This is a genomic window from Streptomyces sp. NPDC012466 (assembly GCF_042955215.1).
Lineage (GTDB): Bacteria > Actinomycetota > Actinomycetes > Streptomycetales > Streptomycetaceae > Streptomyces.
Map to the genome: position 1 here is coordinate 303973 of NZ_JBIBEQ010000006.1, position 20788 is coordinate 324760.

Annotated in this window: 22 protein-coding genes; 11 read left to right on the forward strand and 11 right to left on the reverse strand. The window is 73.1% G+C overall.

Annotation, left to right across the window (positions count from 1 at the left end):
* Positions 1-42: 42 nt before the first annotated feature.
* From ACFY9E_RS23435 to ACFY9E_RS23450, 4 genes are all read left to right on the forward strand, one after another.
* Complete coding sequence (locus ACFY9E_RS23435) at positions 43-1212, forward strand: acetyl-CoA acetyltransferase (RefSeq protein ID WP_390987223.1); 1170 nt, start codon at positions 43-45, stop codon at positions 1210-1212.
* 99 nt (positions 1213-1311) lie between these two features.
* Complete coding sequence (locus ACFY9E_RS23440) at positions 1312-1737, forward strand: pyridoxamine 5'-phosphate oxidase family protein (protein ID WP_390987224.1); 426 nt, start codon at positions 1312-1314, stop codon at positions 1735-1737.
* Between the two features lie 55 nt (positions 1738-1792).
* A complete protein-coding gene (locus ACFY9E_RS23445) occupies positions 1793-2473 on the forward strand; it encodes a pyridoxal 5'-phosphate synthase (RefSeq protein ID WP_390987226.1) in 681 nt (226 codons plus the stop codon).
* A 123-nt stretch (positions 2474-2596) separates the two neighbouring features.
* Positions 2597-3223 carry an NAD(P)-binding domain-containing protein gene (locus tag ACFY9E_RS23450; protein ID WP_390987228.1) on the forward strand — a complete coding sequence of 209 codons (627 nt, stop codon included), beginning with the start codon at positions 2597-2599 and terminating at the stop codon, positions 3221-3223.
* Here ACFY9E_RS23450 and ACFY9E_RS23455 read toward each other — a convergent pair.
* The 6 genes from ACFY9E_RS23455 to ACFY9E_RS23480 form a co-directional block, all read right to left on the reverse strand.
* Positions 3220-3621: a DUF5958 family protein gene (locus tag ACFY9E_RS23455; RefSeq protein WP_390987230.1), complete on the reverse strand. Its 402-nt coding sequence runs from the start codon at positions 3619-3621 to the stop codon at positions 3220-3222. The genes ACFY9E_RS23450 and ACFY9E_RS23455 overlap by 4 nt on opposite strands.
* A gap of 20 nt (positions 3622-3641) precedes the next feature.
* Positions 3642-4529, reverse strand: a complete 888-nt coding sequence (locus ACFY9E_RS23460) for a GNAT family N-acetyltransferase (protein ID WP_390987232.1) — start codon at positions 4527-4529, stop codon at positions 3642-3644.
* Positions 4530-4588: 59 nt separating this feature from the next.
* Positions 4589-4801 (reverse strand): DUF4287 domain-containing protein, encoded by a 213-nt coding sequence (locus ACFY9E_RS23465; protein ID WP_390987233.1) that lies wholly within the window; start codon positions 4799-4801, stop codon positions 4589-4591.
* A gap of 105 nt (positions 4802-4906) precedes the next feature.
* On the reverse strand, positions 4907-5530 hold the full coding sequence (locus ACFY9E_RS23470; protein ID WP_390987235.1) for a GNAT family N-acetyltransferase: 624 nt from the start codon (positions 5528-5530) through the stop codon (positions 4907-4909).
* Between the two features lie 157 nt (positions 5531-5687).
* The gene (locus ACFY9E_RS23475; RefSeq protein ID WP_390987237.1) at positions 5688-6131 is read right to left on the reverse strand and encodes an OB-fold domain-containing protein; all 444 of its coding nucleotides are present in this window, start codon (positions 6129-6131) and stop codon (positions 5688-5690) included.
* Entirely contained in the window at positions 6131-6580 is a 450-nt protein-coding gene (locus ACFY9E_RS23480) for a DoxX family protein (protein ID WP_390987239.1), read from the reverse strand. The genes ACFY9E_RS23475 and ACFY9E_RS23480 overlap by 1 nt, the downstream gene beginning before the upstream one ends.
* A 227-nt stretch (positions 6581-6807) precedes the next feature.
* On the opposite strand from ACFY9E_RS23480, the gene ACFY9E_RS23485 reads away from it, so the two are divergent.
* The 4 genes from ACFY9E_RS23485 (at position 6808) to ACFY9E_RS23500 (ending at position 11821) form a co-directional block, all read left to right on the forward strand.
* A complete protein-coding gene (locus ACFY9E_RS23485) occupies positions 6808-8013 on the forward strand; it encodes an NAD(P)-binding domain-containing protein (RefSeq protein ID WP_390987240.1) in 1206 nt (401 codons plus the stop codon).
* 138 nt (positions 8014-8151) lie between these two features.
* The gene (locus ACFY9E_RS23490) at positions 8152-10377 is read left to right on the forward strand and encodes an acetate--CoA ligase family protein (protein ID WP_390987241.1); all 2226 of its coding nucleotides are present in this window, start codon (positions 8152-8154) and stop codon (positions 10375-10377) included.
* Entirely contained in the window at positions 10377-11168 is a 792-nt protein-coding gene (locus tag ACFY9E_RS23495; RefSeq protein WP_390987243.1) for an enoyl-CoA hydratase-related protein, read from the forward strand. Before ACFY9E_RS23490 ends, ACFY9E_RS23495 begins: the two co-directional genes overlap by 1 nt.
* Before the next feature lie 41 nt (positions 11169-11209).
* The gene (locus ACFY9E_RS23500; RefSeq protein ID WP_390987245.1) at positions 11210-11821 is read left to right on the forward strand and encodes a flavin reductase; all 612 of its coding nucleotides are present in this window, start codon (positions 11210-11212) and stop codon (positions 11819-11821) included.
* Positions 11822-12006: 185 nt separating this feature from the next.
* On the opposite strand, the gene ACFY9E_RS23505 is transcribed toward ACFY9E_RS23500, so the two are convergent.
* The gene (locus tag ACFY9E_RS23505) at positions 12007-13128 is read right to left on the reverse strand and encodes a methyltransferase (protein ID WP_390987247.1); all 1122 of its coding nucleotides are present in this window, start codon (positions 13126-13128) and stop codon (positions 12007-12009) included.
* A 170-nt stretch (positions 13129-13298) separates the two neighbouring features.
* Between ACFY9E_RS23505 and ACFY9E_RS23510 the strand changes: the two genes are divergently transcribed.
* Positions 13299-13775: a hypothetical protein gene (locus ACFY9E_RS23510; RefSeq protein ID WP_390987248.1), complete on the forward strand. Its 477-nt coding sequence runs from the start codon at positions 13299-13301 to the stop codon at positions 13773-13775.
* Between the two features lie 14 nt (positions 13776-13789).
* On the opposite strand, the gene ACFY9E_RS23515 is transcribed toward ACFY9E_RS23510, so the two are convergent.
* Positions 13790-15091 (reverse strand): MFS transporter, encoded by a 1302-nt coding sequence (locus ACFY9E_RS23515; protein ID WP_390987249.1) that lies wholly within the window; start codon positions 15089-15091, stop codon positions 13790-13792.
* Positions 15092-15163: 72 nt separating this feature from the next.
* On the opposite strand from ACFY9E_RS23515, the gene ACFY9E_RS23520 reads away from it, so the two are divergent.
* On the forward strand, positions 15164-16177 hold the full coding sequence (locus ACFY9E_RS23520; RefSeq protein ID WP_390987251.1) for a helix-turn-helix domain-containing protein: 1014 nt from the start codon (positions 15164-15166) through the stop codon (positions 16175-16177).
* Here the strand turns inward: ACFY9E_RS23520 and ACFY9E_RS23525 are convergent.
* The 3 genes from ACFY9E_RS23525 to ACFY9E_RS23535 all read right to left on the reverse strand — a co-directional run bounded on the left by ACFY9E_RS23525 (position 16167) and on the right by ACFY9E_RS23535 (position 19390).
* On the reverse strand, positions 16167-17216 hold the full coding sequence (locus ACFY9E_RS23525) for an alcohol dehydrogenase catalytic domain-containing protein (RefSeq protein WP_390987252.1): 1050 nt from the start codon (positions 17214-17216) through the stop codon (positions 16167-16169). The two genes, ACFY9E_RS23520 and ACFY9E_RS23525, sit on opposite strands and share 11 nt — an antisense overlap.
* Positions 17216-18364, reverse strand: coding sequence for an acyl-CoA dehydrogenase family protein (locus ACFY9E_RS23530; RefSeq protein WP_390987619.1), 1149 nt, complete (start codon positions 18362-18364; stop codon positions 17216-17218). The genes ACFY9E_RS23525 and ACFY9E_RS23530 overlap by 1 nt, the downstream gene beginning before the upstream one ends.
* 114 nt (positions 18365-18478) lie before the next feature.
* Positions 18479-19390 carry an SDR family NAD(P)-dependent oxidoreductase gene (locus ACFY9E_RS23535; protein WP_390987253.1) on the reverse strand — a complete coding sequence of 304 codons (912 nt, stop codon included), beginning with the start codon at positions 19388-19390 and terminating at the stop codon, positions 18479-18481.
* 104 nt (positions 19391-19494) lie between these two features.
* Here ACFY9E_RS23535 and ACFY9E_RS23540 point away from each other — a divergent pair, with 104 nt between their 5' ends.
* Complete coding sequence (locus ACFY9E_RS23540; protein ID WP_390987255.1) at positions 19495-20421, forward strand: cyclase family protein; 927 nt, start codon at positions 19495-19497, stop codon at positions 20419-20421.
* Positions 20422-20788 lie beyond the last annotated feature (367 nt).

Consider the following 20788-nt stretch of genomic DNA (forward strand, 5'->3'; position numbering starts at 1 on the left):
AGCCCTGCCGCGTCCGCGCCTATCTGATGTACCGTCAGATTCATGGTGGCCCGGAGGAGAACGGCCGTCGTCGGCGTGGCCCTGTCGGACTGCGGCCGCCTGGACGACGCGACCCCGTACGCCCTGCACGCCCAGGCGGCCCGCCGCGCCCTGGCCGACGCGGGCCTGGACCGGTCACTGGTCGACGGCTTCGCCTCGGCGGGCCTGGGCACCCTCGCCCCGATCGAGGTCGCCGAGTATCTGGGCCTGCGTCCCACCTGGGTCGACTCCACCGCCGTGGGCGGCTCCACCTGGGAGGTCATGGCGGGCCACGCGGCGGACGCGATCGCGGCCGGGCACGCCCGCGCGGTGCTGCTCGTCTACGGCTCGACGGCCCGCGCGGACGTGCACGCGGGCCGCCGCACCGGGACGCTGTCCTTCGGCACGCGAGGCCCCTCGCAGTTCGAAGTCCCCTACGGCCACACCCTGATCGCCAAGTACGCCATGGCGGCCCGCCGCCACATGATCGAGTACGGCACGGCGATCGAGCAGATGGCGGAGGTGGCGGTGCAGGCCCGGGCCAACGCGGCCCTCAACCCGGAGGCGATGTTCCGCACCCCGGTCACCGTCGACGAGGTCCAGGCCGGACCCGTGATCGCGGACCCCTTCACCAAACTGCACTGCTGCGTCCGCTCCGACGGCGGGGCCGCGGTGCTGCTGGCGGCGGAGGAGTACGTACGGGACTGCCGCACCTCGCCGGTGTGGGTGCTGGGGACGGGAGAGGCCGTCTCGCACGCGGCCCTGTCCGAGTGGCCCGACTTCACGGTCTCGCCGGCGGCGGTGAGCGGGCGGCTGGCGTTCGAACGGGCGGGGGTGCGGCCGTCGGAGATCGACTTCGCCGAGATCTACGACGCGTTCACCTACATGACCCTGGTGACACTGGAGGACCTCGGCTTCTGCGGGAAGGGCGAGGGCGGGGCGTTCGTGGAGAAGGGGCGGCTGCGGGTCGAGGGCGGTGCGCTGCCGGTGAACACCGACGGCGGCGGGCTGTCGGCCCAGCATCCCGGGATGCGCGGGCTGTTCCTGCTGGTGGAGGCGGTGCGGCAGCTACGCGGGGAGTGCGGGCAGAGGCAGGTGCGGCGAGGGGACGGCGGACTGCCCGGGCTGGCGGTGGCGTCGGGGACGGGGGGCTGGTTCTGCTCGTCGGGGACGGTGGTGCTGGGGGCGGGGTGAGAGGGCCCCACCGCCGGTGGGCCGCTCCGGGGAACAGCCGGTCGCCGCGAGGGCGTTGTACCACTCCGCATGCCGACCGCCCTGTCGAAGGAGACCGGAATGGCCCTGACCCGCGAAGAGCGTGAACAGTTCCTGTCCGAGCCGCACATCGCGGCGCTCGCCGTCGACGCGGGAGCGGGCCGCGCGCCCCTGACGGTGCCGATCTGGTACCAGTACGAGCCCGGCGGCGACATCTGGATCATGACCGGCCGGGACTCCCGCAAGAACGAGCTGATCAAGGCGGCGGGCCGGTTCTCGCTGATGGTGGACCGGCTGGAACCCACCATCCGGTACGTGTCGGTCGAGGGACCGGTCGTCGACACCTCCCCCGCCACCCTCGAACAGCTCCGGGAGATCTCGGCGCGCTACCTCCCGGCCGAGAAGGTCGACGGCTATGTGGACGCCGCCTGGACGAACCACGGTGAGCAGCTGGTGCTGCGCATGCGGCCGGAGCGGTGGGTGTCGTCGGACCTGGGGCAGGTGTGACCGACGAGCGCTCCGGGAGGTGCCGGGACGTGCCGGGACCGGTGAGAATCGAGGCATGGCAACCGATCTTCACGAGCTGCTGAGGTCACTGCGGGTCTGGGACCCGGAGGTCACGGACCTGCCCTCCTTCGCCCCGTCCACCGCCCCGGCCGCGCCCCTGCCCCTGTTCGCCGAGTGGTTCGCGGCGGCGGTGGCGGCCGGCCAGACCGAGCCGCACACCATGTCGCTGGCGACCTCGGACGAGTCGGGCCTGCCCGACGTGCGGATCGTGATGCTGCACGGCGCGGACGCCGACGGCTGGGCCTTCGCGTCCCACGCCGGCAGCCGCAAGGGCCGCCACCTCGCCGGCCGGCCGTACGCCGCGCTCGGCTTCTACTGGCCGGTGCTGGGCCGCCAGGTGCGGGTACGCGGCCCGGTGTCGGCGGCCCCGTCCGTGGAGGCCCAGGGCGATCTGCACGCCCGCTCGACGGGGGCGCTGGCAGCCGCGCTGACCGGACGCCAGAGCGAGGTGCTCGCCTCCTTGGACGAACTGGCCCGGGCCTCGGAATCGGCGTGGGAACGGGCGTCACGGGAACCTGAGGCGCCGGTGCCGTCCTGGACGCTGTACCGGCTGCGGGCCGAGGAGGTCGAGTTCTTCCAGGGCGACGAGCGACGTCGGCATGTCCGCCTCCGCTACCGGCGGGACGGGGAGGAGACGGCCGCGGAGGGGTGGACGCGGGAACTGCTCTGGCCGTGAGGGAGCGTGGCGCACGGGTGCCGTCCGACGCCTGACCGACGACCTGGGAACTAGGCCTTCGGTACCGGTCGTCCGGGCCCACGGCCCGATCCGCGGGAGCGCGAGCCCGGTTAGCGTCACACCATGCGTATCGGACTTCTCGGCACCGGCAACGTCGCCCGCGCTCTGGCCCACGGCTGGAGCGCGGCGGGACACGACGTACTCCTCGGCTCACGGCAGCCCGAGGACCGAACGGACCTGGGCCTGCCCGTGGCAGGTCTGAACGAGACAGCGGCCCATGCGGAGGTGCTGGTCAACGCGACCCCGGGGAACGTCTCCCTGGAGCTGCTCCACTCCATCGGGGCACCCGCCCTGGCCGGCACACCGCTGATCGACGTCGGGGTCGGACTCTCCGACGACTACACCGAGCTCTCACACCCCAACAGCAGTCTGGCCGAACAGATCCAGGCGGCTTTCCCGCGGACCCCCGTCGTCAAGACGCTGTGCACCATGGACTCGACCGCGATGACCGCCCCGGACCTCCTGGCCGGCCCGACCACCGTCTTCCTCTCCGGCGACGACCCCCAGGCCAAAGAGACCACCGGCCGCCTGCTCACCGACCTCGGCTGGCCGCCCTCGTCGCACCTGGACATCGGCGGCATCAGCACGGCCCGCGGCCAGGAACACTTCGCCCTGCTCTTCATGGGCATCGCGAACGGCCTGGGCTCCCACACGTTCAACATCCGGGTGGTCCCCCGGGCCTCGGCCTAGGGGGTGCCTCGTCCCAGTTGATGCCATTCGTGGGCGCACCCGCCGGCGCAGCGCCGCTTTCGCCGCCGCGCGTCCGCCAGCCCCAGAACCTGGATCAGCAGACGGAACGCCTTGACCCGTTCATGCGGCGGCCGCAAGGCGGCGACCTTTCCCAGCTGTTCGTCGATGCGCCCTGCCTGGATCAGCACCGACGGGGTGTGGGACGGCCGGAGCCCGGACCGCCGGATGCCCTCCGAGGCGTCTTCACCTGTGGCACGGGCCTGGACGCAGAAACCGCCGAGCATCCTCAGCACGGCACCCTGTTCGTCCTCGGCCAGGCCCTCGAACCATTCGAGCCCCCGGGCCGGCGGGCGCAGGCCTTGGGCGAGCTCGTTGAGCATCACAGCGCGCTCGTCCATCTGTCGCCCCCATCGCGCTCCTACGTGAAGTCGTACACCTCGAAGTCCGCCACCGGGCGGTAGCCGATGCGTTGGTAGAGGCTGTTGCTGGTCGGGTTGGCCAGGTCGGTGAAGAGGAGGACCTCGTCCGCTCCGGCGGCCAGGGCGGCGCGGCTGACCTCGGTCGTGGCTGCGCCCGCGTACCCGCGGCCGCGCAGGTGGGACGGGGTGTAGACGGGCGCGACCCGGATCTGGCCGGCGACCTGGGGACCGGTGCCGGCCATGGCGACGGGGGTGCCGTCGGGGGTCTCCCAGAAGGTGATGCCGCCGCTGTCGATGCGGGCGTCCGCCCACTCGGCGGAGTCGCGGGCGGTGCCCAGGCCGACGGACTCGCTGAACTCGTCGTGCCAGCGGACGAGTCGCTCGCGGTCCGCTTCGACCGCGACCCGGGGGCCGCCGGGCGGTACGGGTCCGGGCACGGTCAGGGTGCCGAGCCGGTAGAGCCGCTGGCGCTGGCGGAGGGTCGCTGTCACGCCCGTGTGCCGCTGCCAGGCCTCGGCGAAGGCGGCGGCGGTGTCGCACGGCGCGTTCACGCCGGGCGGGCGGCGCCCGAGGGCGGCCAGTCGCGCGGCGAGGGTGTCCGCGTCCCCCGGGGTGAGGGCCGTGAGGTTCAGCCAGTGCGGCGGGGTGCGGAAGAAGGTCGCCCGGACCGCCCCGTCCCGTTCCAGGAGGCCGAACTCCGGCGCTCCGTCGCCGTACACGCACCGGCCGCGCGTGCGCAGCGTCTCCGTGACCGTCAGCGGCACGGTGTGCAGCACCGGCCGGGAACGGAGGAAGGCGCCCGCGCGGGTCAGGAAGCCGTCGAGGTCATGGGTGAGGTGCCAGCTACCGGTTTCGGTGTCGGTCGCGGTGTCTGTGCCTGTGTCCATGGTTCATGGTGCCGTCGGCGGCCTCCCGGGCACTCCCCATTTTTCGCGGGCGGCTCCGCTCAGGTGCCGCTGTCCTCGGCAAGCGTGTGCGCCACCAGCGCGTTGGCGTGGCCGTGTCCCAGGCCGTGCTCGGTCTTGAGCCAGTTGACGAGCTCCATGTGCCGGGTCAGTGGCGAGCTGCGGATGAGCTCCTGCCAGTCGGCGATCGGCCGTCCGTACTTCTTCTCGATGGACGGGAAGTAGCTGGCGGGGCCCTTCACGGGTGCGGTCATCTCGGCCGGTCCCTTCTCTGCTCTGCGGTGCCGCGGGGATGCTGCGGTCGCCGTGTATGACCGGCCGGGCCGCACGGACTGATCGCCCCTTCGCGGTGACGCGCGTCACAGGGTCGCGTTCTGCCCGTCCGGCCCCGCCGGCTCCGCATCCGTGGCCAGGCGTGCGTGCAGATGGGCGTCCCGGAACGCGTCGTGACGGCCTTCCTGGAAGATCGCGCCGCGCAGGGTGCCCTCGTAGGAGAACCCGCACCGCTCGGCGATCCGGCACGACGCGTCGTGACCGACCGCGTGATCCAACTCCAGCCGGTGCAGTCCGAGTTCCGTCAGCGCCCAGTGGGCGGTGAGCAGGAGGGCCCGGGTGGCGACGCCCCGGCCGCGGGCCTCGGGCAGGACCCAGTAGCCGACCCGGGCGACCTTCAGGTGGTACTTGATCTCGTTGACGCCGATGTGCCCCAGTGCCGTGTCGGTGCGCGCGTCCGCGACCCGGAACGACACCGACGTCCCCTCCAAGGCGCTCTGCGCCCGTGCGAGCAGCGACTCCCGCGCGCTCGCCCGGTCCGTGACCAGCCGCAACGGTGTGTTCCAGCGCCGGAAATCCGGGTCCCGCATGCCGCGCAGCCAGGTGTCGACGTCGGCACCGGATCCCGCGTCCCAGGGGCGCAGACGCAGGCCGTGGCCGTGGAGATCCGGGTGGGAGCCGGTCAGGGACCGGTCGCGTATGGGGGCCATGGGTCCCATTCAAACCCGTGGTGCGGGATTCGGGGCCGCCGGGACGGAGTGAATACGGCCGCCCCGGCCCGGCTTCCCGGACGATCGGGGCGTGACGGCGGAGTCGTTCGGGGGCTGGTTTCGGGACGAGATCCCCGGCACCGCCCGGGCCGCTCCGTCAGCGCGGCCCGGCCGACGGCGGCGGCTCGGGCCGGGAGACCGTCCGGAACACCGGGACGCCCTCCCGGAACGCCACCTCCAGCTCCGCCCCGCCCGACAGCTCGAGATCCTCACCGGCCGGGTCGCCCCCTGACCCGACGATCTCCGTCATCATCCGCGGACCCTCGGCGAGTTCGACCACGGCGGCGACGTACGGAACGCGTTCCGGGAACGGCGGCAGGTCGTTGCGGTGGACGACGGACCACGTGTAGAGCGTGGCGCGGCCGCTCGCCGTCTCCCACCTCACGTCCTCGCTCCAGCAGTGGGGACAGAACTCGCGCGGGTAGTGGTGGGCCCGGCGGCAGGCCCCGCAGCGGCGGATCAGCAGCCTGCCCTCGGCGGCCGCGTCCCAGTACGCCTGGGTGAAGGCGTCGGGCTCGGGCAGGTCGAAGCGGGCGGCCATCAGAACAGGCCCAGGGCGCTGTCCAGCGACCACGTCTGCCAGGACATGCCGAACAGCCCGACCACCGACATCAGCGCCATCATCGAGTTCTGCCCCTGTTCGGCGACGTCGTGGACCATGAGCGTGAAGTAGAGGGCGTTGAGGAGGAATCCGCCGACCAGGGCGACCGGGGTGAGGAAGCCGGTGATCAGGCCCAGGCCGAGGGCCAGTTCCGCGTAGACGACGACGTACGCCATCGCGCGCGGGTGCGGTGCGACGGCCGCCTCGAAGCCCGAACGGACGGCGCGCCAGCGGTGCTCGGCGGCGATGCCGGCCGCCCACGCGATGCCGGTGCCCCGTTCGAACCAGGCCGTGCGGTCCTTGTGCCGCCAGCTCTCCAGCCACCACAGCCCGAGGCCGATCCGCAGCACGGCCAGCCATTGTGCTCCGGTGAGCCAGATCGCGTCCATGCAATCTGACGGTACGTCAGTTCTTTCGATGCGCAAGACCTCCGGAGGGGACGCAGCCGTGTGCGTCCCCCGGAGATCCGCCTGGACGGACATGCTCACCGGCCCGCCACAACCGGGTCTCCTGCGCCACGGAGCCCTCCCTCTCCCCCTACAGCCGTGATCAATCCGAAACCAATTCCGGTCTTGACCGAGACCCATCAACCGGTCCCGTGATTACGCTCCCGCTCATGGCCGACTCCACATCCCCCACACACGCCTCCGCGCAGCCCCCACCCGACCGCCCCGTCTACGTCATCGGCGGCGGCCCCGGAGGGCTCTCCGCGGCGTACGCGCTGCGCGCCCGGGGCATACGGGCCGTCGTCCTGGAGAAGTCCGACCGCGTCGGGGCGTCCTGGCGCCGCCACTACGACCGGCTGCACCTGCACACCACCCGCCGCCTCTCGGCCCTGCCCGGCCTGCCCATGCCCCGCCGGTTCGGGCGGTGGGTGTCCCGGGACGACGTGGTGCGGTACCTGGAGAAGTACGCCGAGCACCACCGCCTCGAGATCGTCACCGGCGTCGAGGTGTCCCGGATCGAACGCGCCCCCGACGGCACGGGCTGGCTGCTGCGCGCCACCGGCGGCCGGGAACTGACCGGCGCGGCGGTGGTCGTCGCCACCGGCTACAACCACACCCCGCGCCTGCCGGACTGGCCCGGCCGGTCCGCCTTCACCGGCGAGTTCCTGCACGCCGGTGAGTACCGCAACGGCAAGCCCTACGCCGGCCGGGACGTCCTCGTCGTCGGCGTCGGCAACACCGGTGCGGAGATCGCCGTCGACCTGGTGGAGAGCGGCGCCGCCCGGGTCCGGCTCGCCGTGCGCACCGTCCCCCACATCGTGCGTCGGTCGACCGCCGGCTGGGCCGCCCAGTACAGCGGTGTCCTGGTCCGCCGGCTGCCGGTCGGCCTGGTCGACCGCATCTCCCGGGTGCAGGCCAGGGTGGCCGTGCCCGACCTGTCGGCCCATGGACTGCCGCGTCCCGACACCGGGCTGTACTCGCGGGTGCGGCAGGGGGCGATCCCGGTGCAGGACGTCGGCCTGATCGACGCCGTGCGCAAGGGCAAGGTGGAGATCGTGGCCGCCGTGGACGGCTTCGAGGACGGCGGCAAGATCGCCCTGGCCGACGGCACCCGGATCTCCCCGGACGCCGTGATCGCCGCCACCGGGTACGTCCGCGCCCTGGAGGACCTGGTCGGCCACCTCGACGTGCTCGACGACCGCGGCAGGCCCGTCACCCACGGCGCCCGCACCCCGGGGAACGCCCCCGGCCTGTACTTCACCGGCTTCACCAACCCGATCAGCGGCAATCTCCGCGAGATGGCACTCGACGCGGTGAAGATCGCGAAGGCCGTCGCGAGGAACGACTCGGGGGGCGCGTCCCGGCTGCCGTCCTGAGGACCTCGCCCCTCGGGCGAGACGCTCGATGAGCCGTGCGCACAACTTCACTTGCCCGCACCGTTCCTGACGTCGCATCAGTTCAGTAATCTGACAATGCGTCAGTTGGCGGCTGTCTCACAGGAGCGGGCGGAAACGATGCTTGGATCGACTCACGGCACCCTCACCACCGACTCCCGACGCGCTCGGGCCATCGCCTGTGGCGAACGGTCCGGGCCCGTCGTGCACGGCAGGCCGGCCCAGCCGGACGACCTCGACGTCAGCGGACGGCCGCTGCACACCGACGCACCCGACCTGGACCGCTTCTTCCGCCCCCACTCCGTCGCCGTGATCGGCGCCTCGGACACCGAGGGGCGCCCCCACACCGGCATCACCCGCCGCCTGGCCGACTGGGCGGAGCGCGTCGGCGCCCGGCTGTACCCGGTGCACCCCACCCGGCCGTCCGTCTTCGGCATCCCCTGCTCCCCTTCCGTGGCCGGCCTGCCCGAGCAGGTCGATGTGGCGGTGGTGCTGGTCGGCGACCCCCTTCCGGTGATCGAGGAACTGGCCGAGGCCAAGGCGCGGTTCGCGGTCGTCTTCGCGTCCGGGTTCGCGGAGACGGGTCCGGAGGGCGAGGCCGCCCAGCGGCGGCTGACCGCCGCCGTCGAGCGGTCCGGCCTGCGGCTGCTGGGGCCCAACACCAACCTCAACGCCTTCGAGCGGTTCCGCGACGATCTGGAGGGGCCGGCGATCGCGTTGATCACCCAGTCCGGCCACCAGGGCCGCCCCCTCTTCGCCCTTCAGGAACTCGGCATCCGCCTCTCCCACTGGGCGCCCACCGGCAACGAGGCCGACCTGGAGAGCGCCGACTTCCTCTCCTACTTCGCCGAGCAGCCCGAGGTCGGCGTCATCGCCTGCTACCTGGAAGGCCTCAAGGACGGCCGTTCCTTCCTGCTCGCCGCCGACCGGGCCGCCCGGCGCGGTGTGCCGGTCGTCGCCGTCAAGGTGGGGCGCACCGAGACCGGCGCCCGCACGGCCGCCTCCCACACCGGCAAGCTGACCGGCGCGGACGCGGTGGTGGACGCGGCGCTGCGGCAGTACGGCGTGATCCGGGTCGACGGGCTCGACGAACTCCAGGACACGGCCGCCCTGCTGGCCCGGGCCCGCCCGCCACGCGCGGACGGCGTCGTCGTCTACTCGATCTCGGGCGGCACGGGCGCGCACGTCGCCGACCTGGCGGCCGGGGCGGGCCTGAGCCTGCCGGTCCTGTCCGAGGCCAAGCAGGCCGAGCTGCACCAGTGGATACCGGAGTACCTGAGCGTCGCCAACCCGGTCGACAACGGCGGCCACCCGGTCGGCGACCATCGCGGGCGGAAGATCATCGACGCGATCCTCGCCGATCCCGGGGTGGGCGTGCTGATCTGCCCCGTCACCGGGCCGTTCCCGCCGCTCAGCGACCGGCTCGTCCGTGACCTGGTGGACGCGGCCGAGCAGACCGACAAGCTCGTCTGCGTGGTGTGGGGTTCGCCGGTCGGCACCGAACCGGCCTACCGCGAGGTGCTGCTCGGCTCGTCCCGCGTGGCCACCTTCCGCACGGTCGGCAACTGCCTCACCGCCGTCCGGGCCCACCTCGCCCACCACCGCTTCACGGCCGCCTACCGCTCCCCCTTCGACGAGGCCCCGCGCACCCCTTCGCCGTCCTACCGCAAGGCTCAGGCCCTGATGCAGCCCGGCCGGCAGCTCAGCGAGCACGCGGCGAAGCAGCTGCTGCGGGCGTACGGCATCCGGGTACCGCGCGAACAGCTGGTGACCAGCGCGGCGGCGGCCGTCCGCGCGGCCGGGCTCGTGGGCTACCCGGTGGTGATGAAGGCCTCCGGCGCCCGGATCGCCCACAAGAGCGAGCTGGGCCTGGTGAAGATCGGGCTGACCTCGGCCAGCCAGGTCCGTGACGCCTACCGGGAGCTGACGGACATCGCCCGCTACGAGGACGTCTCCCTGGACGGCGTGCTGGTCTGCCAGATGGTGGAGCAGGGCGTCGAGATGGTCGTCGGTGTCACGCACGACGACCTGTTCGGCCCGACCGTGACCGTCGGGCTGGGCGGCGTGCTCGTCGAGGTGCTGCGCGACACCGCCGTGGGAGTGCCGCCCTTCGGGGAGGAGCAGGTGCGGGACATGCTCGCCGGGTTGCGCGGACGGGCCCTGCTCGACGGGGTCCGGGGGCGGCCGGCGGCGGATCTGGACGCGCTGGTGGAGGTGGTCCTGCGGGTCCAGCGCATGGCACTGGAACTCGGCGACCAGCTCGCCGAACTGGACATCAACCCGCTGCTGGTCCTGCCCCGGGGGCAGGGTGCCGTGGCACTGGACGCACTGGCGGTGTGCCGCTGATGACGGAGGCCGCTGTTCTGCACACGACCGGCGACCACGTCCTCACCCTCACGCTCAACCGGCCCGAGAGCCTCAACGCCCTCACGGCCGGACAGCGCGAGGAGATCATCCGGCTGCTGTCGGAGGCGTCCGCCACGGCGGAGGTACGCGCGGTCGTGATCACCGGGACGGGCCGCGGCTTCTGCTCCGGGGCCGACCTGCGGGGCACGGGCCCGACCGGCGAACGCGTCGCGGGCGATGTCGCGCGCACCCTCCGCACCGGCGCCCAGCGTCTGATAGCCGCCGTGCTCGACTGCGAGAAGCCGGTGATCGCGGCGGTGAACGGCACGGCGGCCGGCCTCGGAGCGCACCTCGCGTTCGCCTGCGATCTGGTCCTGGCGGCCGAATCGGCCCGCTTCATCGAGGTGTTCGTCCGGCGCGGCCTCGTCCCCGACGCCGGCGGCGCGTACCTCCTGCCCCGCCTCATCGGCCCGCAGCGCGCCAAGGAACTGATGTTCTTCGGGGACACGCTCACCGCCCCGGACGCCGAACGCCTCGGGCTCGTCAATCGGGTCGTCGGGGACCAGGAGCTGGAGGAGACGGCACGAGCGTGGGCCGGGCGGCTCGCCTCCGGCCCGACCCGTGCCCTCGCGCTGACCAAGCAGCTCGTGAACGCCTCCCTCGACACCGACCGCACCACCGCCTTCGCCGCCGAGGCCGCCGCACAGGAGATCAACATGACGACGGCGGACGCGCAGGAGGGCGTGCGGAGCTTCGTGGAGCGGCGGAGCCCGCGGTACGGGGGTCACTGACCCTTCCTATCTGACGCTACGTCAGTTTCAATGCCGGGGTGATGGGACAAGCAGGGATGGCGGAAGCCGCCGTCCGCTACCTCAGGTCGGTCCGCACAACCGCCCCGGCGCCCGTCGACGCCCTGCCGCGGCCCGACCTGCGGTGTGTCGGCGCCGACGAGCGGGCTCCGCTCGACCCCCGGGAGTTCCGGCGGGTACTGGGGAACTTCGCGACGGGCGTGGCCGTGGTCACCGCACCACCCGCCTCCCCCGGCGGACCTCCCGCCGGATTCGCCTGCCAGTCCTTCACCTCGCTCTCCCTCGACCCGCCCCTGGTCGCCTTCATGGTCGGCCGTACGTCGGCGACCTGGCCGCGGATCGCCCGCGCCGGGGTGTTCTGCGTCAACGTCCTGGGCGCCGGGCAGGGCGAGTTGTGCCGGGCGTTCGCGGTGAGCGGCGCCGACAAGTTCGCGGGGGTGGCGTACGACGCGGCGCCGGTGTCGGGTGCACCGCGCCTGGCGGGCGCCGTGGCGTGGATCGACTGCGCGATCCACGCCGTCCACACCGGCGGCGACCACCTCATCGTGGTCGGCCGGGTGACCGCCCTCGGCGCGGAGGGCACCGAGGGCCCGCTGCTGTTCCACAGGGGGCGCTTCGCACGGCTGGCGGACTGACACCGGACGGGACCGGTGCGCTGCCGCGCCGGTGGCGCGGTCACGCGCGGAACGCGGTGTCCACGGACTTCATGTTGCCAGGACCGGACGCGAAGATCAGTGGGGCCGAGCGCCGGGAACGGGGTGTACACGGCACCACCGCCGGCCGGCTGCCGCCGGCTCCCAGGAGCGGCGGGGCTCCCGTCTCAGGCGACCACCAGCCGCCACAGCGAGGTGACTTCGGCGGCCCGCGCGGCATGGAACGGATCGTCCGCGTCCCGTGCGCGGGGATGGCGCGGGCGGGTCTCCAGCCGGTCGGCGACGCGCAGCCCCGCTGCCTCGGCCATGGCAGCCACCTCACCCCGGCCGCGCAGCCCGAGCCGTTCGGCGAGGTCGGACAGGACGAGCCAGCCCTCACCGCCGGGTTCCAGCCGGTCCGCGAGCCCGCTCAGGAAACCACGGAGCATGGCACCGTCCGAGTCGTAGACCCCGAGGTCCAGGTCGGAGGCGGGCCGGGCGGGCAGCCAGGGCGGATTGCAGACGACGAGGCCGGCACGTCCCTCGGGGTACAGGCCGGGCCCGGTGACACGAACCACCGCCGAGAGCCCCAGCCTCCTCGCGTTCGCCCTGGCGCACTCCCGCGCCCGGGCACTGACATCCGTGGCCACCACCTGCCCGGCCCCGCGCCGGGCCAGCACGGCGGCGAGGACACCCGTGCCCGTGCCCAGGTCGAACGCCGTACGCACGGCTCCGCCGCACGGCAGGGGCGCCCGCGCGACGAGGTCGGCGTACTCACTCCTGGTCGGCGCGAACACCCCGTAGTGCGGGTGGATCCCGGCACCCAGCGCCGGTACGTGCACTCCCTTCTCCCGCCACTCCCGGGCGCCGATCACACCCAGCAGTTCTGTGAGGGCGACCGCGACAGGCTCGCCGGACGGGAGCCCGTAGGCCTCGTCGCACGCCCGGCGCACGTCCGGCGCGCGGCGCAGCGCCAGGGTGTGATCCTCCTCCAGCAGGACGAGCACCTTGCCGAGCACCCGCGCGCGGTGGGCGCGGAACCGGCGGTGTGCCTGAAACGCCTCGGCCGCGGGACCCGGCGTCCCGGGCGCGCTGCGGCCGACACGGCGGTCCATGGCGCGCAGCAGCTGACGGGCGTTGTGGAAATCCCCGCGCCACAACAGCGCGGTGCCCTCACAGGCCAGCCGGTGGGCGGTGGAGGCCCGCATCCGGTCGTCGGCGACGACGACCCGGCGGGGCAGGGGCAGCCCGGACTCAGAGTGCCAGCGGGCGGAACGGGGTTGAGCCTCGACCCAGTGGATCGTGGACACGGCGGACTCCTCGGAAGGTCGATCGTGAGCGAACGCGCGACGCCATGAGGACCGCGTCACCGAGGACCATGCCGAGTGTCATCAACAGACCTTTCGAAGCAGTGCAGTGGCCGGGTTCAGAATAGTCCGGCCCACCGGAGCGTTCCGGCGGGCCGGGAAGGCAGAGCAGCATGAGCACCGAAGGCAGACCGCAGGAACCGCCCGAGCACGCCCGGTTCGCCGCCTACCTGGCCGAGCTGGAACAGGTCACCGGCGCGGACGAGATCGGGCTGGTCGGCGGCGTCCTCACCGACCCGGACCGGACCATGGCCCAGGGCGCCGTGCTGCGGCATCTCGACCGCCGGGCCGCACAGCTGTGTGCCGGACCCGCCTGGGAGGAGTGGGAGCAGGCCATGGCCCGGGTGGTGACCCGGCATCCTTTCCTGGTCCGCCGCCTCCAGGAGTGGTCCCTGTTCCGGGCCGTCGCGCTCCGGCTGCCCTGGCGTCGGGACGACCTGCTCGCGTCGTCCTCCTGGCTCCAGCTCAAGATCGCGGCCGGATCGGGCGCCGAGGCCCTCGGGGTGCTCTCCGAGAGCGGCCGGACGAAGAGGATCCGCCACACCGCCCGGACCGGCCTCGCCCGGCCGGGCGGGCGAGGAACCCGGTGACGCGGTGCCCCGGTTCAGGCCACCGCCACGGCGCCGTCCGCCCTGCGCCGGATCACCAGCGCCATCAACGCCGCCGCCGCGCACAGCGCCCCCGACGCGTACCACATCACGTCGTACGTGCCGAAGGTGTCGCGGGCGACGCCGCCCAGGAAGGCGACGGCGGCGGCACCGATCTGGTGCGAGGCGAGGACCCAGCCGAAGACGATCGCGCTGTCCTCGCCGTACTGCTCGCGGCACAGGGCGAGGGTCGGCGGGACGGTGGCGACCCAGTCGAGTCCGTAGAAGACGATGAAGAAGATCATCGGGGGGTGGACCGTCGGGCCGAGCAGGAGCGGGAGGAACATCAGGGAGACGCCCCGCAGCGCGTAGTAGACCGCCAGCAGGCGGCGCGGCTCGAAGCGGTCCGTGAACCAGCCGGAGGCGATCGTGCCGACGACGTCGAAGACGCCGATGACCGCGAGCAGGGAGGCGGCGGCCTGGACGGGCATGTGCGCGTCGTGCGCCGCGGGGATGAAGTGGGTCTGGATCAGACCGTTGGTGGAGGCGCCGCAGATCGCGAAGGTGCCGGCGAGCAGCCAGAACGGGCCGGTGCGCACGGCGGAGAACAGGACGGTCACGGCCCGGCGGGCAGCGCCGGGGACGGGCGGGGGCTTCGGGACGAACTCGGTGGCGCCGTACGGCTTCTGGCCCAGGTCCGCCGGGTGGTCGTGCAGCAGGAGCCAGACGAACGGCACGACCGCGAGGGCGGCGAGGGCGACCGTCACGGCCGCCGGGCGCCAGTCGTACCGGTCGATGATCCAGGACAGCAGGGGCAGGAAGATCAGCTGGCCGGAGGCCGAGGCGGCGGTGAGGATGCCGCTGACCAGACCGCGCCGCTCGGTGAACCAGCGGTTGGTGACGGTCGCCGCGAAGGCCAGCGCCATGGAGCCGGAGCCGAGACCGACCAGCAGGCCCCAGCACAGCATCAGCTGCCAGGCCGCGGTCATCCACACGGTGAGCCAGGAGCCGGCCGCGATCACGGTCAGGGCGACCGCGACGACCCGGCGGATGCCGAAGCGGTCCATCAGGGCCGCCGCGAACGGGGCCGTCAGGCCGTACAGCGCGAGATTCACCGAGACGGCGGCGCCGATCGTGCCGCGCGACCAGTCGAACTCGTCGTGCAGGGGATCGATGAGCAGGCCCGGCACGGAACGGAAGGCGGCGGCGCCGATGATCGTCACGAAGGTGACGGCGGCGACGAACCAGGCGCGGTGCACGCGCCCGCGAGTCGGCTTCGGCGGCTGCTGGACGGCCGCCGCATCGGTTGTCTGGGTCACGACATAGAGCCTCCGGCCTGCGGCACACCCGCATCGAGTGGCCGGAAGGACAGCATTCGTTAGGATCGGGCCATGAGCCGTGAGCCGGGGTTCCGCCCGCACCGCGTCGTCGTCCTCGCCCTCGACGGCCTGCTCCCCTTCGAGCTGGGCATCCCGCACCGCATCTTCGGCCGCCCGACGGACGCCCGGGGGCGCCTGCTGTACGACGTCGTCACGTGCTCGATCCGCCCGCCCGGCCCGGTGCAGACCGACGCCGACTTCGCCATCCAGGTCGAGCACGGCCCCGAGGCCCTGGCCACCGCCGACACCGTGATCGTCCCGGCGTCGTACGAGCTCGGCCCGGTCTTCGAACAGGGCGAGCTGACGGGCGAGCTGGCCGCCGCCCTCGCCCACATCCGCCCCGGCACCCGGCTCGCCTCGATCTGCACCGGCGTCTACGTCCTCGCCGCCGCCGGTCTCCTCGACGGCCGTCCCGCCACCACGCACTGGGCGGACGCCGACCGGTTCCAGCGGCTCTTCCCGCAGATCGAGGTCGACCCGGGCGTCCTGTTCATCGACGACGGCGACGTCCTGACCTCCGCGGGCGTCGCGGCCGGCATCGACCTGTGCCTGCACATGGTGCGCCGCGACCACGGCGCGGCGATCGCCAACGACGTGGCCCGCCGCACGGTCGTACCGCCGCACCGCGACGGCGGGCAGGCGCAGTACATCGCGCGGCCCGTGCCCGATCCGCAGCAGGCGTCCACCACCACCGCCCGCGCCTGGGCCCTGGGCCGCCTCCACGAGCCGATCCAGCTGCGCGACATGGCCGCCCAGGAGTCCATGTCGGTCCGCACCTTCACCCGCCGCTTCCGCGAGGAGACCGGCGTCAGCCCCGGCCAGTGGCTCACCCAGCAGCGTGTGGAACGGGCCCGCCACCTCCTGGAGTCCACCGACCGCTCCGTCGACCAGGTCGCCCGGGACGCGGGCTTCGGGACGGCCCAGTCGATGCGCCAGCACCTCCAGACGGCCCTGGGCGTCACACCCACCGCCTACCGGCGGACGTTCCGGGCGGAGAACGACACGGCCGCCGCCCTCAGAAGGTGAGAACCGCCCGCGCCATCCGCCCCGCCTCCGCGTCCGCCGCCGCCTTCTCGAAGTCCTCGACGGGGTAGGTCCTGGTGACCAGTTCGTCGAGCAGCAGGCGCCCCCGGCGGTACAGGCCGGCGTACAGGGCGATGTCCCGCTGCGGGCGGGAGGAGCCGTAGCGGCAGCCCAGGATGGACTTGTCGAGGTACATCGAGGAGACGCGGAAGGACGCCTCGGCCGTGGCGGGCGGGACCCCGAGCAGGATGGCCTGGCCGTGCCGGTCCAGGGAGTCGATCGCCTGCCGGATCAGCTCCACACGGCCGACGCACTCGAAGGCGTGGTCCGCGCCCGTGGGCAGGAGGTCGCGCACGCCCTCGGCCGAGGTGAGGAAGTCGGTCGCGCCGAACCGTCGTGCCATCTCCTCCTTCGCCGGGTTCGCGTCGACGGCCACGATCCGCCCGGCGCCCGCGAGCCGGGCCCCCTGGAGCACGTTCAGTCCGATGCCGCCCGTCCCGATGACCAGGACGCTGTCGCCGCGGTCCACCCGCGCCCGGTTCAGTACGGCGCCCACCCCCGTCAGCACCCCGCACCCGATGAGCGCCGCCGACGTCAGCGGAACGTCGTCGGGGATGCGGACCGCCTGTACGGCCTTGACGACCGTGCGCTCGGCGAACGCCGAGTTGGACGCGAACTGGTGCACCGGAGAGCCGCGGTGGCCGAACGGCCGGCCCGGGCGTCCGATGGTCTGACGGCACATGGTCGGCCGGCCCCGGTCGCACTCCGCGCACGTGCCGCAGTTCGCCAGGGTGGACAGCGCCACGTGGTCACCGGGCGCGACGTGGGTGACGCCCCCGCCGACCGCCTCCACGACCCCGGCCCCCTCATGGCCCAGCACCACGGGAACGGGGAACGGAATGGTCCCGTCCGTCACCGACAGATCGCTGTGGCACAGCCCGGCCGCCGCGATCGCGACCCGCACCTCGCCCGGTCCCGGCTCGCGCACCTCCAGGTCCGTCACGACCCGGACCCGCTTCCCGTCGAAGATCACGCCTCGCATCACACGGCCCCCTTGGGCTCCCTGGGCAGGCCGAGCACGCGCTCGGCGATGATCGTGCGCTGGATCTGGTCCGAGCCGCCGTAGATCGTGTCGGCCCGGGAGAACAGGAACAGGTGCTGTGCCGCGTCCAGTTCGTACGGCGACCGCGCCGACCAGTCGGCCGGACCGACGCTCGCGGCGGCGCCCCGCACCTGCACCGCCAGCTCCCCGAGCCGCTGGTGCCAGCCGGCCCACAGCAGCTTGGCCACGCTCGGGGCACCCGCGTCCCCCGAACCGCCCAGGGTGCGCAGGGCGTTCCAGCGCATCGTCCGCAGCTCGGCCCACTGCCGCACGAGCCGCTCCCGTACGACGGGGTCGCGCACCGCGCCCGACTCGACGGCCACCCGCACCACGCCGGCCAGTTCCTCGGCGAACCCGATCTGCTGGGCCAGCGTGGACACGCCCCGCTCGAAGCCGAGCAGGCTCATGGCGACGCGCCAGCCGTCGCCCTCGCCGCCGACGACGTGTTGCGCGTGCGCGCCGTCGAAGAAGACCTCGTTGAAGTCGCTGGTGCCGGTCATCTGCCGGATGGGGCGGACCTCGATCCGGCCCGGCTGGTCCATGGGGACGAGCAGGAAGGACAGCCCGTGGTGGCGCGCCGAGCCGGGTTCGGTCCTGGCCAGTACGAAACACCAGTCCGCCTCGTGCGCGAGTGACGTCCAGATCTTCTGCCCGGTGACGCGGTACGCACCACCGTCCGGCCCGCGCACGGCCGCGGTACGGATACCCGCCAGGTCCGATCCGGCTCCCGGTTCGCTGTACCCCTGGCACCACAGCTCCTCACCGGCGGCGATCGGCGGCAGGAACCGGGACTTCTGCTCCTCGGTGCCGTGCGCGATGAGGGTGGGGGCGAGCAGGTTCTCCCCGATGTGCCCGGAGCGCGGGGGCGCGGCCGACCGCGCGTACTCCTCGGCCCAGACGACCTGCTGGGTGAGGGTGGCTCTGCGATTGCCGTAGCCGTCGCCGTCCCACCCGAGCCCGATCCATCCGGCCGCGCCGAGGGTGCGCTCCCAGGTGCGGCGGTCACGCGTGCCGTCGGCGTGCGCGCCGAGCCAGGCACGAGCCTCGGCCCGGAAGTCCTCGTCGTCTCGCGTGAGTCCGAAATCCACGATCGCCGCCTCGATATCGATGTGCGGTGGAGACATGTCCTTGAGGGGCGCGGGGCACTGCGCGAACGACCCCCACCGGCCCGCGGCCGCCACACGACACGCGCCCCCGGCCCCTCACGCGTGGGGCCGTTCCCCTTCCCGGGCGGCCCTCTCCATCGCCGCCACCCGTTCCAGCATCGGCATCGGATCCACCCCCACCGACCCGGGCAGGAACTCCGCGATCCGTTCCACGGTCCACCCGCCGGAGGCATACGCGGCGCGCAGTTCCCTCGGCTGTGCCCACACCGCGATCTTCGCCCCGGCCACCGTGTACACCTGCCCGGTCACCCCCTGCCGGGCGGCGGCGTCGGACAGCAGGTACACCACCAGCGGGGCGACATCCTCCGGCTCCCCGATCTCGGCCAGTTCCATCGGCACCCCGGCCGACATCCGGGTCCGCGCGACCGGCGCCACCGCGTTGGCGGTCACCCCGTACTTGTGCATCCCGAGCGCGGCGCTGCGCACCAGCGAGATGATCCCGCCCTTGGCGGCGCTGTAGTTGGCCTGCGCCACCGACCCCTGGTGGTTGCCGCTGGTGAAGCCGATGAGCGTGCCGGAACGCTGTTTCCGCATCACCGCGGAGGCCGCCCGGAACACCGTGAACGTGCCCTTCAGATGGGTCGCGACGACGGGGTCCCACTCCTCCTCGGTCATGTTGAACAGCATCCGTTCGCGCAGGATCCCGGCCACGCAGACGACACCGTCCAGCCGCCCGTACGACGCCAGCGCCACGTCCACGACGCGCTGCCCGCCCGCCATCGTGGAGATGTCGTCGGCGACGGCCACGGCCTCACCGCCCGCCGCCTCGATCTCCTTGACCACGGTTTCGGCGATCTCGCTCGCCGGTGAGGCGCCGTCCACCGAGACGCCGTAGTCGTTGACGACGACCTTCGCCCCCTCGGCCGCCGCCGCGAGGGCGACCGCCCGGCCGATGCCCCGTCCGGCACCCGTGACGGCGACCACCTTGCCTGCCAAGAAGTTCCCCACGCCCGGCCCCTTCCCGTCCCACGGTTTCTGACGGACCGTTAGATACTCGATTCCCGAATTCTACGACCCGTCAGATACGCGAGGACAAGCCCCGGGGAGGACTCATGTCGCTACCGGACGTGTTCCACGACATCGCCAAGCGCGTGAACAACTGGGGCCGTTGGGGGGCCGACGACGAGATCGGCACGCTGAACCTGATCACCGACGAGGTGGTCAGGGAAGCCGCGGCGACCGTCCGCACCGGCCACCGCATCCCGCTCGCACTGCCGCTCCAGCGGGACGGCGTGCAGACGGGCATGATCCCCGGCCGCGTCGACCCCCTGCACGCGATGGTGCAGATCAACCAGGAGATCTTCGGGCCGGGAACGGTCGCGTGCAGCGACGACGTGGTGACCATGGGACTTCAGGCGGCCACCCACTGGGACGCCCTGCCCCACGTCTCGCACTCGGGCCGGCTCTACAACGGCCGTCCCGCCCAGACCGTCACCCCGCACGGCGGCGCCGAGTTCAGCGGCATCGGCACGGTCCGGCACGTCGTCTCCCGCGGGGTGCTGCTGGACGTCGCCCGGGCTCGCGGCACGGACCGGCTCGACGGCGGGTACGCGGTCACCCCCGAGGACCTGGACGCCGCCGAGGAGCTGGCCGGAACGCGGGTGCGGGCCGGCGACATCGTGCTGGTGCGCACCGGGCAGATCCGGAGCTGCCTGGCCGGGGACCGGCACGGCTACGCGTATCCGTCGCCGGGGCTGTCGATCCGCACGCCGGAGTGGTTCCACGCGCGGGACGTCGCCGCCGTCGCCAACGACACCCTCACCTTCGAGGTGTTCCCGCCCGAGGTGGAGAACCTCTGGCTGCCGGTGCACGCCCTCGACCTCGTGGAGATGGGCATGCCACAGGGCCAGAACTGGAATCTCGAAAAGTTGTCCACAGCCTGTGGAGAAGATGGCCGGTACGCGTTCCTGCTGACGGCGACCCCCGAACCGTTCACCGGGGCGACCGGTTCCCCGGTGGCACCCGTGGCCGTCCTGTAGGCCCCGCACGGCCGGGCCGCCACCCCACTGGGTGGCGGCGCCGCACTGCTCGCCCCGAGCACGGCAGCGCGGGCCGCCACCCGACTCCGGCGCTCCCGCCCCGACTCCCTGGCCCCGAAGGAAGCCGACGCCGAACAACGACTCGCACTCGACGAGGGCTGCCGTCCACCGAAGCCCTCGTCGTCCCCTCACGGCGAATCGCTGCCCACCAGCGTGAGCAAGTGGTCACGACGCGTCAACACCCGTTCGGCGAGATGTCCCTTATGCCGCTTTTGGCGTGGGCGCGCACGGAAGCACATCCCGGCGCATCACCGCATGCCCTGCCGAAATCGGCCCGTCCCCCTGCCTCCGTGCCCCGCCCCCGCAG